The organism is Desulfoplanes sp. (genome assembly GCF_054921335.1).
In genome coordinates this window covers 1-12853 of sequence record NZ_JBUDSQ010000076.1, presented here as the reverse complement: position 1 = coordinate 12853, position 12853 = coordinate 1, and the positions used below count along the sequence as shown (strand labels likewise).

Genomic DNA, 12853 nt, shown 5'->3' with positions numbered 1-12853 from the left:
CTTAGCATGGAGGTGCCGGGGTGGCTAGTATAATTTGCCTGTCCCCACTTCTACCAGACGGGTTGTGCAGGCTGTGTGTCATCCTTCCGCGATCCCCAGCTTCTTGACCAGCTCATACAGATATCCTCTGGAAACCCCGGCCTGTTTGGCAGCCCTGGTCATGACCCTGTTGGTCCGCTTGAGCAGTTCCCGGACATACACAATGTCGGCCTGCTCCCGGAATTCGCGCAGACCGGGCAGGGGCTGATCAATGGGAGGAAAAGTGAGGGATTGCAATGCCGCGCCGTCAGGCTGGTTGTATCCGTCATCGCCCGGACACATGGTCTGAACGGTCACGGCCGTGCGGATATGCAGGGGAAGATGGCAGGCATACAATTCCGGCCCGGAGCCTGCTTCGGCAATGGCCCGTTCCAGGGCGTGGACCAGCTCGCGGACATTGCCCGGCCACTCGTACCGGATCATGGTGTCCCTGAAATCCTGGGACATGCGTTTGGGATCGATGTCAAAGGTCCGGCAGAGCCGGGATAGATAATGATCGCACAAGACCGCGATGTCCTTGTTCCTTTCCCGTAGGGCAGGCAGGTGAATGCCTACGGTGCGCAGCCTGTAGAGCAGATCGCTGCGGAACCGTTCTTCCCGGGCAAGGGCTTCCAGGTTTCGGTTGGTGGCTGCCACCAGCCGGAAGGAACTGTGTTTTTCGGTTTTTCCTCCTACCGGCCGGTACATCCCTGTTTCCAGGGTTCGCAGGAAGGTGGCCTGGATTTCCATGGGTAATTCGCCCACCTCGTCCAGAAACAGAGTGCCCTGATGGGCCTGGCCGATGAGGCCGTCCCGGGCCTGATCGGCTCCGGTAAAGGCCCCGCGCACATGGCCGAACAGATGGCTGGCAATGAGATTGGGGGTCAGGGATGCACAGTCCAGGACCACGAAGGGACCCTGAGCGCGTTTGCTGTTGGCGTGGACAGCTCTGGCAAAGAGTTCCTTGCCGGTCCCGGTTTCTCCGGAGATAAGGACATTGACGTGCCCTTTGGCGGCATGGGCAAGTGTTGTCAGGCAACGTTCGATCTCCGGGCTTTGGCCGACGATCCCCTCCCGTCGAATATCCCGGTGTTCCTTGTTCTGCGGGGCATGTTTGCGCAGGGCGAGGATCTGTTCCAGGGTGGTACGGATGTTTTCATACTCGAGGGGTTTTTGGAGATACTGCCAGCTGCCCCCACCCAGGGCACGGCGGGCTCCTTCGGAGTCTCCATATCCGGTGATGACGACGACTTCGGGGTTTCCCGGGCAGGCCTTGAGACGTGCGAGTTCCTCCAGGCCGTTGCCGTCGGGAAGGAGCACATCCAGAAGCACGGCGTCGAAAGAACATGTTTGGGCAAGCTCGAGCCCCTGGGACAGGGTGGCGGCACCTCTGAAGGTCAGGCCCATCTCATGGGCGATTGCGGCCACGAGGTCATGGATCACAGGTTCGTCGTCAATGAGCAGGATGGCGTTCATGAGTGTGGTTCCTGGCCGAGAATTCGGATGGTTTGGGTGAAAACTTGTCGAACAAGGGCTATCTGGCGGCCATACATATGCGTGTCGTCGTTTCTGGCAGCCTGTTCCAATTCCAGAGCGGATTGTTGCAATACGTCCAGGCCGAGACTCCCAGCCGAGTTTTTCAGGGAATGGGCCAGACGCAGGATTTCGGGAGTATTTTTTTGGGCACAGGCGGATTCCAGTTCATCCATGGTCTGTGGAGCGGTTACAAGGAATGTGGTCGCCATTTTTGCGTAGAGGTTCTCACGGCCGCCAAGACGTTCGAGGGCAGATTCCCGGTTCACGAGGGGCGGTTCGTCCGGTTTGCTGGTTTCGTCATGGCCGACAGATCTGTCGGCCATGATGGACGAGACGGTGTCCAGCAATGCTGTTTCGCTCACGGGTTTGCTCAGGCAGCCGTCCATCCCGGCCTTCATGCAGGTATTCATGTCCTGATCCAGGGTCAGGGCTGTCAGGCCGATGATGGGGATATCCGCAGGCACGTTTTCGATTGTGCCGGTTCTGATTCTCCGGGTTGTCTCGAGACCGTCGAGTTCGGGCATCTGCACGTCCATGAATACCATGTCGGAAGATGTCTTTTGCAAGGCTTCAAGAGCCAGAATCCCTGTTTCCACCACCCGGACCGTGTGCCCGGCGTCTTCCAGAAGTTCCCGGACGTAGATCTGATTCAGGGGATTGTCCTCGGCAACGAGGATGGAGACCTGGGGAGGTGTCATGGCGTTTCGGCCCGGATTGGCCGTGGTTGTCTTTCGTGTGCCGGACTCGGGTTGTTCGGCAACCTCCAATGCCACGGTGAACCTGAAACAGGCTCCGCCCTGTTCGGTGTTCGTTGCAGAGATGGTCCCGCCCATCATGCCCACCAGCTTACGGCAGATGGCCAGCCCAAGGCCCGATCCCACGTGTTTCTTGGCCAGGGAACTGTCTCCCTGAAAAAAACTCCCAAAGATCGCCTCCTCCTGACCAGGGGCGATTCCCTGCCCCGTGTCCGTGACCACGGTTTCCAGCATGATGCATCCTTCTCCCCGGGTTGCATCGTCTCGGGCACGCATGGTCACCCGGATTGCTCCCGCATCCGTGAATTTGACCGCATTGCCCACGATATTGGTCAGGATTTGTTTGAAACGGAATCCGTCGCCTCTGACCCATGCGGGAACATTGTCTTCCATAAATAAACCGAAGGCCACATGCTTTCGTTCGCTCTCGAACCGGAAGATCTCCAGGGCCTGGTCGACAAGCTCATGCAGATCGAATGTCTCTGCGCGCAGGGCCACGGACATCTGCTCCAGGCGCGAATAGTCCGTGATGTCGTTGACAATTTCCAGCAGAGAGGATGCCGACGATCCCACGAGTTCGGTCAGCCGTTTTTCGTCCGGTGCGGGCCCGCGTCTGAGCAGCCGTTCGGCCACGCCCATGATGCCCACGAGAGGTGTGCGCATGTCGTGGCACATGTTGGCCATGAACAGGGCCTTGGCATTGTTGGCCAGGGCGAGCTCAGCGTTCTTCTTGCTGATGATCCAGGTGGAGGTGAGGATGCCCAGGAGCCCGGCGATCCAGATGAGAAAGAAGACCACGTGGATGGTGCCCACGCTTCTGGAAAAGGCGTCCAGAAACGGTGCGGCGTCAAAGGACACGGAAATGCCGCCCAGGATGGTTCCCGGGAGGATCCCCTTCCCCCGATGACATTGGAGACATTGTTCTTCAGCCTCGAGAGGGGCGATATACCGGAATACTGGATGTCCTTGGATCGTGGCCAGTGCGAAGCTGTCTTTGGCACGTCCGGTTTCGAAATGATCGATGGCCCGGGTTTCCCATCCGTCGGCCTTGTTGCCGGGTCGCAGGGGATTCAGACTGGCCATGCGAAAGCGGACACCTCCCCGATCCTGGGCAATATCCGAGAGTTGTCTGGTCATGTAGGCCGGATTGATCTTCACCAGGGAGCGCCCGTCAGCCGTACGGATCTGGGCATCAGGAACCGTGAGGTAGGGATTGGGACAACAGCCCGGTCCTTCAAACACATAGACCCCGCCATGGGCCGAATTCCATGCCCGGGTATACACGACCTCGTCGAAATAACTCCTGGCCTGAGCCCTGGCCATGAGCATGGTATGCTGTTTCTCCTGCCAGGCGGTCCAAAAAATCAGGGCCGCCATGAACACAGACCACAACACCCCCAAAACAAGGGTCTGGGCCGAAAAGATCCTGGGTGCAGCAAATGATTTGTCCGACATCCCCGCTGCCTAGCGGGATCGAATCAGGGGGTCAATGCAATCACATGCTCAATGATCACAATCAGGGCACGGCGCGCCGTGCCGTGCCCCTACGGGTGGACCCCTCCTCCGTAATCTCCGTCGCCCGTGTTCCTCCGTACTGGTCCGTGTATGTCCTATTGCCCCACCACTGCCCGCCCCTACTGTCATCTCCACCAGACATGCCCTGTCCTTTATCTCTGACTTTCCCTTCACGCCCATCTACCCCCTTCCCCGAAATAATTGATTTTTTTCTTGGCACAATGTTTGACATACGTCCTGGGGGGTCAACACCCCCTCGGCAGAGGAGGCTTCCGACCGGGCCCGGTTCCGGTCGGCAAACATTCAAACCCAAGGAAGGAACGGATGAAGAGTCCCGTATCGAGGAAGCATACCGGTGGTATGAAAAAGACCTTGGGACTCGGGGTTCTCGGAGGGGTCATTCTGACCCTGGTCTGCGTACTGGCCTCCGGCTTTATGGTGGAGGCCACCAACACGGACCAGTTCTGCGTCACCTGCCATGCCATGAAGCCTTTCAGAACGGCATGGAGGAATTCGGTCCACGGGGGCAACAACCCCCAGGGCGTGGCCGCACAATGCGTGGATTGCCATCTGCCCCACGGCAACTTTGTGGAATATGTGGTTGCCAAAGGCGTGACAGGATCGCGTGATGTGTACATGAATCTGACCATCGACACGACCACGCACGATTGGGCGGGTCGGGCCAAATTCCGGCGCGAATTCACGTATGACAATGCATGCAGGCAGTGCCATCTGAATCTGCAGCCCAGGGGGATGAGGACCAGCGGCATCATGGCCCATGGTCAGTATCTCAATGGGAGCACAGACAAGCATTGCGTGGATTGTCACGAGCATGTGGGGCACAAGAACATGCTCTCCGAGGCGAATGAGTATTTTTTGAAGGTCGCACGTCAGGTCGAGAACTAGGCGAACGTCAGCCTGTCTCGAAGGAACCATGGATTTTTGACTGCCAAAAGCAGGAGAACGAATGATGAACGGATTGAAAAAATGTGCAGGCCGGGCCGGGGTCATGGCCCTGGGGCTCGTTCTGGGGCTGAGTGTCCTGGTACTGCAGGTTCCCCAAGTTTCGGCGCAAAGTAGTGCAGCGGCTGCAAAGTTGGTCAACCCCAATCTCGGACGCAAGGATCTCGTGGTCCATCGCGGCTACTCCGAGGACGCCAAAAATTGTATCGAGTGTCATGCAAAGAAGACACCCGGTATCGTTGAAAACTGGAAGAACGGCAAAATGGCGCATGCCACGGTTTCATGCTATGATTGTCACGTGGTGGAAAAGGATTCACCCATGGCCAGTCAGTGTGAAGGAGTAAGAGGGACGAAGGTCTACACCTCTCCAATGGTCTCTTCGAAAACCTGTTCTCGCTGTCATCCACGGGAAGTGGATAGTTTTTTAAAGAGCGGACACGCCAGGTTGGCAGGGGTGCCGACCATCGAGAGCAAGGCTATGCTCAAGCTCATGTACTATTATGAGGGAGCAGGTGAACTGGGTGTCGAACCGGACACCGGTATGAACTATGCTGCACGGGCATCTGGTTGCCAGATGTGTCACGGAAGCAAGGTGGAGTTGGGTACCGATAACAAGCCCATCAAGAATACTTGGCCTGCGGGTGTGGGTACACGGTATCCCGACGGTTCCATAGGGACATGCACCGTCTGCCACACCAGACACCAGTTTTCCGTGGCCGAGGCCAGAAAGCCCGAAGCCTGCGCCTCCTGTCATCTGGGTCCGGACCATCCGGATATCGAGATCTATGAAGAGAGCAAACACGGTCAGATCTACAATGCCCAGGGTGAAGATTGGGAATGGGAATCCGCCCCCGATACCTGGGAACCGGGCGATTACAAGACGCCCACTTGCGCCGTCTGTCATATGAGCGGCATCGGTGAGCTGGAGAGTACACATAACATCAACGAACGTCTGAAATGGGACCTGATGCACAAGAAGTCCGTCATCCGCAGTGGCGAACGTGGTGACGGTGAAAAGGGTGACAAGCTCATGCGCAAGGTCTGCACAAGCTGTCACAGCACCCTGCATACGAATATTCAGCGCGATATGCTCGATGATTCCGTGGCCCTCTACAACCTCTATTGGGACAAGGCCGTTGCCATGAAAAAGCAGCTGGCAGAGAAGGGGTTGCTCAAGAAAGATCCGTGGGATGACGGGTACCAGGAACTCATGTACTACCTCTGGCACCACACCGGCCGAAGGGCCCGCCAGGGTTCGGCCATGAATGGTCCCGATTATGCCCACTGGCACGGCTTCTTCCAGATCTTCCAGGTTTTCAAGGACATGAAGAATATCTACAACTACCGCGTGGACACCAACTCTATTGAAAAGTTGAGTTCCGTGGCCAGTACAGGACCTCTCTAGATCGACAAAAAAACGAACCTACGCATCGAAAAAGGTTTCTCTGCCGTACACAATCGCAACGCAAAAAACCCCGGCCCTGGCCGGGGTTTTTTGCGTTTTTCCATCGGCATGGATGGCTCCTGTCGTGTATCGATGACACCTGTCCGCATATGCAGACAGGTGGCCAAAAGATTATCTGTGTCTATGGATACATAACAAATAACCCGTCGAAAAAAAAGAGATTATTTTTGGCATATGATATGCTTTATTTTTCAAATAACGGGAGACGGTCCGTCTCTTTAATGAGGTATGTTCATGAAATTTGCCGACTGCGGTCATTCCCGGTTTTGATGCGCGGCCTGCATCCGGAGGATCATGGGATGAACGATCTTCAAGACATGCGAGGAGGACATAGTGGCTATTGATCGACGAAGTTTTCTAAAATTTGGTATCACGGGAGTTGTCGCTCTGGCGGGTTCCGGTTTGACATCGTTGCTGGGAAAAGATGCCTTTCTCTCCGAACAGCTGAGGGCAACGGCCGATGCCAGGGCTGCAAATTTTTACCGGGGGATGGTCAATTACGACAAGGTAGTCCGTTCGACCTGTGCCGGTAATTGTACCCAGGCCTGCGGTTGGGATGCCTATGTAAAAGGAGATACCCTGGTTAGGACCGAACCGGCCGCGGACTATGGCATGTACGATCCCGTGGCAAAGAACGCTTATTCTCCCCGGGGGTGTGTGCGCGGCGGGACCTACCCACAGTACATCTATGGCCCCACCCGGGTAAAGACCCCGCTCATCCGGACCGGGCCCAGGGGATCGGGGCAATTCAAACGCGCCTCCTGGGACGAGGCCATCGATCTCATCGCCGACAAATGGCTTGAGATCATCAGGGAGGACGGCCCCGAGGCCCTGGCGATCTTTTCGCCCATCCCTTCCTACAACTACATCTCCGCCGGATGCGGGTATCGCTTGGGACGCATCATGGGAGCGACCGGGCCCCTATCGTTTTATGATTGGTATTGCGACCTGCCCGCAGGTGAACCCGAGACCTGGGGGGCCCAGACCGAGGAATGCGAGGAATGGGACTGGGTCAATTCCAAGCTGTTGCTCCTCTGGGGTGCCAATGTGGCCGAATCGCGCATGGCCGCAGCCCACTTCGTGACCGAGGCTAAATACCGTGGCTGCAAGGTCGTCTCCATCCTGACCGATTACAATGCAACGGGAAAGATCGCCGACACCGCCATCTGTCCCCTGCGCGGAACCGACGGGGCCCTTGCCCTGGCCGTCATACGGGAGATCATTGCCCATGGAAACCATGATGTCCCGTACATAGAAACCTATACCGATCTCCCATTTCTGATCCGCAAGGACACGCAGACCTTTTTGCGCCAGAAAGAGATGCAGGAGGGCGGGAGCGCATACCGTCTCTATGTCTGGGATAAAAGACAGGGCGCACCGGCTGTGGCCCCGGGAACCATGGGCGATGACCGGGACACCCTGGACTGGGAGGCTGTAGGCATCCGGCCCGATCTCGATTTCTCCGGAAGCGTTCGTCTGGCGTCAGGAGAAGAGGTGGAGGTGGAAACCGCCTGGCTCAGACTAAACCGCATGCTGGACAACGAATACACCCTAGACAAGGTGTCCGAGGTTACCCATGTGGACAAAAAGGTTATAGCCGATCTTGCCCATGATATCGGCACCACTCATCCCGTAAACATCATCGAGGGCGGTGGCATCAACCACTGGTACCACAACGACCTAAACAACCGGGTCATGATCCTGCTCATGGCCATCACCGGAAACGTCGGCGTCAACGGGGGCGGATTCCAACAGTATACCGGGCAGTACAAGGTCTGGCTCAAGGGAATGGGCAAGTACGTTCCCCTGGGCAAGGCCAAATGCACCAACGGGACATTGTTTGTCTGGGCCCACTACGACAAGGAATTGTGGCGGCTCAAACAGGATTGGCCGACCATGATCAAAAATATCGAGGCCGGGTCCCTCACCGAGCTTCCGGACGGCAGTCCTGTGAGCGCCGATCCTGAAAACGTCATGGGATACCGTCAGTTTCTGATTATCAAATCCCTGCGTGACAAGGTCATGCCCGTGTACCCCAAATCCCCGGGAAAGCCCCGGGCCATGCTCATCTGGCGGGGTAATTTCCTGAACAACGCCAAGGGCGGGTACAAGGTTCTCGACTGGTTCAAGGACGATAAAAAACTCGAATTCGTGACCACCCTGGATTTCAGGATGTGCAGCACGGCCCTCTACTCGGATGTGGTTCTGCCGGCAGCCTCCTGGTATGAAAAGCTGGATGTGACTTCCACGCCCATGCATCCCTATTTCCAGCTCCAGCAGGCAGCGGTCAGCCCGGCGTTCGAGTCCAAGCACGACTTCACCATCATGCGGCTCATTGCCCTGCGTATCCAGGACAAGGCCCGGAAGATGAAGGCGCAAGGGATATGGGACGGTACCTGGAAGGATACCACCCAGAATACGGTGCGGGATTATACCACGCTCTATGACCTCTTTGTGGATAAAGAGGGACGGGAAAATCCCCATTACAAGGGCCAGGGTGACGGTGCCATGGACAGCCCCGAAAAGGTGGCCCACTTCATTGTACGCAATAGTCCGATCCTTTACCCGGACATGAAAAAATATGAACAGAACCGGGATGCCTTTGGGCCCGATCTGTACAGGCTTATCAAGGAAATGGCCCGAACGGGAGACAAGGAAGCCTATGCGGCCGGGCTCATCGAGCTTGCCAAAAAGGGACCCATCCCCTTTCCCGCGCTGCAGCCCCAGCGTCCCCACAATCCCTTCCGGGAGAATGTAAAGCGCAAGCTGCCCTGGCCGGGGGGCGGAAAATACAAGTCGGAACTGGTCATCAGCAAATATCCCTGCATGCTGCCGGCAAAGACGGGCAAGACCCTGACCGGGCGTCAGCAGTTCTACATCGATCATTCCACCTACATCACCCTGGGTGAGACCCTGCCCGTATGGAAGGTCCCCGAGGCCGACATGATCGACGGCAAGCCCGGGGTGCTCAAGCTCAACACCCCCCACGGGCGGTACAAGACGCACAGTACCTTTTCCGAGGTGGAGATGCTGCTCCAGCTCCAGCGCGGTGAACCCGTGGTCATGATCAATACTATCGATGCCCGTGAACGCAAAATCGGTGACGGGGATACCGTGGAAGTGTATAATGATTACGGTAAATTCGTGTGCAAGGCCATGGTCCTTCCCGGGATCGGTCGCTACGAGCTGCGCATCGATCATGCCTGGGAAAAATTCCAGTATCTGCAAGGCTATTTCAACAAGGTGACCCCGGTCCGACCGAATCCCACCACGGCATGCAGATATCCCGAAGAGGACGGAGCCCCGGATTATCATCTCCATTTTGCATGGAATCTCTGGGGGGTTTGCGGGAACGAATGTGATACCACTGTTGAAGTAAGGAGGATCTAGTGGCCGGTGATATACAGCAAACAAAACGGCAATGGGCCAAGGTGGTCGATCTGAACAAATGCCTGGGCTGCCAGGAGTGCAGCACAGCATGCAAGATGTGGTGGACCAACCGTGACGGGGCCGACCACATGTGGTGGGCCATGGTTGAGACCCGCCCGGGCCCGGGATTTCCCAAAAACTGGGAAGAGACGACCGCAAAGGGATGCATGCCCCTTGCAAGCGATTATGGTGACGTGGTCAATCTGGAGTTCGCAAACCTGCAGACGGGTGACGGCACGGATGAAGTCAGGATACTCCCGGACGAGAAACTCTCTTTTGGTCCCAACTGGTACGGGGATGTGGGCGAGGGAACAAATCCGGACAATACCTGGTTTTTTCACATGCATCTTGCATGCATGCACTGCACCGACCCCGCCTGCGTGAAGGCCTGTCCCAACAAGGCCATCTACAAACGCGACGACGGGATCGTGATCATCAACCAGGACCTGTGCAAGGGACACAAGGCCTGCATCCTGGCCTGTCCCTACAAGAGGATTTTCTGGAACAAGGTCCTGAACAGCGCGGAAAAATGTCATTTTTGTTTTCCACGTCTGGAAGAGGGAAAGGCCCCGATCTGTGCGTCGGTATGCACGGCCAAGGCGATTTTTTCCGGGGATCTTTACGACAAAACAAGCAAGGTGCATCAGCTGGTGGTCGAGCACAAGGTGGCGCTCCCCCTGCACCCGGAATATGGAACCAAACCCAACATCTATTATATCCCCCCGGCCCTGTCCGCTGCAGAGAACGGTACGGAAAAGCCGGCCGGAGACACCACCCGGATTCCTGAAAAGTATCTGGTGGAACTCTTCGGACCGGATGTGCACAAGGCCATGGCGATTCTTCTCAGGGAGAGAGACAGCGTACGCAAAGGGCATTCCTCTCCCCTTATGGATATATTAACCGGATATCCCACATGGGACATGTGAGGTGTGATATGCAAAAAAAACCCAATTTCTGGATGACCTGGCCATCCCTCATTGTTTTTATCCCCTTTCTTCTGATTTTCGTGTCCAAGGTACTCGGTGTGCTCATTTTCTCCGGACCGCCGTCCTTGGTTACGACAGAAGCGGGGTTGCGGTTCTGGACCGGGAGTTTCCTGGGTGGATCGATCCTTCTTGGAGCCGTGCTCTACGTGATATACCGGGTTCTTACCGGAACACAGGAGGATGGAAAATGAACAGACTCAATACCGCCTACCACAATATGGCCATCCACATCGGCATGGGCGCGGTCCTTATTCTATTCGCCCTGACCGTTGTGCTGTACGTGCTCCGCAACAGGGAGACATGCGAGGACCTGTTCCGTCAGATGGACAGCGCTCTCTATATCCTTCTCTTTGCGGGAATCGTGGGGATCTGCGTGGCCATTGTGACCCCGTTCTGGGATTTCCCCGATACCCGGGCCCTGTTTTTGTCCCCCCTGGTACGCATCAAGTGCATCTTTGCCGTTGTCGTGTTCGAGACCTTGCTCATGATGTACTATATACGCTGGAAGCACGGCCCAGCCCTCTGGAAAAACAGGCCGCTGTCCACCTATTTTCTGCTCCTCTGTGTGGCCGGAACCTTGTTTCTGATCCTTGCCGGCAGTGTCGGCGGATACCTGGCCCTGGGTGAGACCAATCTGGAGGGATTGGATCATATTCTGGGGATTCCCATCAACTGAGGCATCATCAAATGCGGTGCTCGGAGATAGGATCTCGGGCGCCGCATTTATTTGCGATAACAGAAAGAATTTCAATCTTGGATTATTCAGCCCCTTACGGAGGCTTTTTCATGAATATCGACACAGACAATAGCACCCTTGTGCGGGCTACGGCCTTCAGGATGCTCGCCTTTGCCTTCGGGTACCCCAAGGAGGAATTTGCGGCCATTATCGGGAAAGGGGCGTGGCAGGAACTCGGCCAGGCCCTGGACCGGACCATGGGACAAAACACGGCGGAATTAGGTGGAGGGATGAACCGGCTCTTTGGCGGCCCGGCCGAGGAAGTCGTGGCATCCTTCTGGGCCCAGCCCCTGGAGACCATACAGGCGGCCTATACGAACACCTTTGACCTCGGTAAACCCCAGCCTCCGTGTCCGGCGTATACCGGCCTCTATCTGGCCGGTGCCGATACCTACCCCGGACCGCGCACGGAATTTCTGTCGGATCTGCAATGCACCTACAGGAGCTGGGGACTTGAGCCGGGCACTGAGTTGTCGGATCATCTCAGCGTGGAGCTGGAGTTCATGCATTTTTTATGTATCACGGAACACGCCGCCACTGAAGCCGGCGATGAGGAGACCCTGACAAGGGTACGCAAGGATTATGCGTGGCTTGAGAACCACCTTGCAGCCTACGCCCCCCTGTTTGCCCGGGATGTGCATGAAAAATGTACGTATCCCTTCTGGGGAATAGCGGCTGATCTGCTCTGCGTCCTGGTGGCGGAAGGGGAGGGGAAAAACATGCCTTCTGCCTGATGGATTGTTATATAAAATTTTGCAGTACACGTATAACCTCCATGTTCTGCGAATCGAACGCACAAAGCCCCGGCCGGAACCGGGGCTTTGTGCGTTTTTGCGGTGCCCACACAACGGGAAGGGTGAAGGAAATCCGGAATCCGGGACAGGCAATCTATGCACTTATGCAAACGTGCCTCATGACCCAGGCAAACGTCTTCGAGGATCGGGTCGGATTGGATACCCGCCAGCAGAAGCTCTGGAAAACGATTGCCTCGATCATTCCGACCAAACCGTCATTCAAGCTGCGTGACCTCAATGAACTCGTGACCTGCCATACCTGGACAGAGCCCGAACTCAGAAAGGAACTGGGAGACCTGGTCAGATACAATTTTCTGAGCTACGCGCCACCTCTGGCAGCATATGCCCTCCAGGGCAGGAGCATGGAACTGGGGTTGCAGGAGTACGTCAACATGTTGGGGTAACGTCTGCCCCCGGTGAATTTCCGGACACAGCCCGACCAACGCCAAAAGGCCGACTATCAAAGTCGGCCTTTTGGCGTTCTGCGACCCACAGCATGCAAAAATCCCTGACAGCATGTAACGTCTGTTCGTTGTGTTTAACGCCGTACCTTCCCGATCATCCGAACTTTCCTCTTGTGTCATACAGTACTTTGGAGCTATGATCCTGGAAAATTGTGTAATGATCCCGAAAGCCAAAACTTCACGAGAAAAAGA

The 12853-nt window shown here is 56.3% G+C and carries 10 protein-coding genes; 8 read left to right on the top strand and 2 right to left on the bottom strand.

Annotated elements, in window-relative coordinates; translation table 11 throughout:
• Positions 1–78: 78 nt before the first annotated feature.
• Together ACY692_RS12495 and ACY692_RS12490 are read right to left on the bottom strand one after the other, a co-directional pair.
• Positions 79–1494: a sigma-54-dependent transcriptional regulator gene (locus ACY692_RS12495; RefSeq protein ID WP_462325705.1), complete on the bottom strand. Its 1416-nt coding sequence runs from the start codon at positions 1492–1494 to the stop codon at positions 79–81.
• Positions 1491–3764 carry a response regulator gene (locus ACY692_RS12490; RefSeq protein ID WP_462325704.1) on the bottom strand — a complete coding sequence of 758 codons (2274 nt, stop codon included), beginning with the start codon at positions 3762–3764 and terminating at the stop codon, positions 1491–1493. The genes ACY692_RS12495 and ACY692_RS12490 overlap by 4 nt, the downstream gene beginning before the upstream one ends.
• A 420-nt stretch (positions 3765–4184) precedes the next feature.
• Here ACY692_RS12490 and ACY692_RS12485 point away from each other — a divergent pair, with 420 nt between their 5' ends.
• The 8 genes from ACY692_RS12485 (at position 4185) to ACY692_RS12450 (ending at position 12601) form a co-directional block, all read left to right on the top strand.
• Positions 4185–4730: a cytochrome c3 family protein gene (locus tag ACY692_RS12485; RefSeq protein WP_462325703.1), complete on the top strand. Its 546-nt coding sequence runs from the start codon at positions 4185–4187 to the stop codon at positions 4728–4730.
• A 61-nt stretch (positions 4731–4791) separates the two neighbouring features.
• Positions 4792–6192: a multiheme c-type cytochrome gene (locus ACY692_RS12480; RefSeq protein WP_462325702.1), complete on the top strand. Its 1401-nt coding sequence runs from the start codon at positions 4792–4794 to the stop codon at positions 6190–6192.
• Between the two features lie 393 nt (positions 6193–6585).
• Positions 6586–9642: a molybdopterin-dependent oxidoreductase gene (locus tag ACY692_RS12475; protein ID WP_462325701.1), complete on the top strand. Its 3057-nt coding sequence runs from the start codon at positions 6586–6588 to the stop codon at positions 9640–9642.
• On the top strand, positions 9642–10607 hold the full coding sequence (locus tag ACY692_RS12470) for a 4Fe-4S dicluster domain-containing protein (protein ID WP_462325700.1): 966 nt from the start codon (positions 9642–9644) through the stop codon (positions 10605–10607). Before ACY692_RS12475 ends, ACY692_RS12470 begins: the two co-directional genes overlap by 1 nt.
• An 8-nt stretch (positions 10608–10615) precedes the next feature.
• Positions 10616–10858 carry a hypothetical protein gene (locus ACY692_RS12465; protein WP_462325699.1) on the top strand — a complete coding sequence of 81 codons (243 nt, stop codon included), beginning with the start codon at positions 10616–10618 and terminating at the stop codon, positions 10856–10858.
• Positions 10855–11343 (top strand): hypothetical protein, encoded by a 489-nt coding sequence (locus ACY692_RS12460; protein WP_462325698.1) that lies wholly within the window; start codon positions 10855–10857, stop codon positions 11341–11343. Before ACY692_RS12465 ends, ACY692_RS12460 begins: the two co-directional genes overlap by 4 nt.
• A gap of 110 nt (positions 11344–11453) precedes the next feature.
• Positions 11454–12137, top strand: coding sequence for a molecular chaperone TorD family protein (locus ACY692_RS12455; RefSeq protein WP_462325697.1), 684 nt, complete (start codon positions 11454–11456; stop codon positions 12135–12137).
• A gap of 179 nt (positions 12138–12316) precedes the next feature.
• Positions 12317–12601: a hypothetical protein gene (locus ACY692_RS12450; RefSeq protein ID WP_462325696.1), complete on the top strand. Its 285-nt coding sequence runs from the start codon at positions 12317–12319 to the stop codon at positions 12599–12601.
• The last annotated feature ends 252 nt before the right edge of the window (positions 12602–12853 follow it).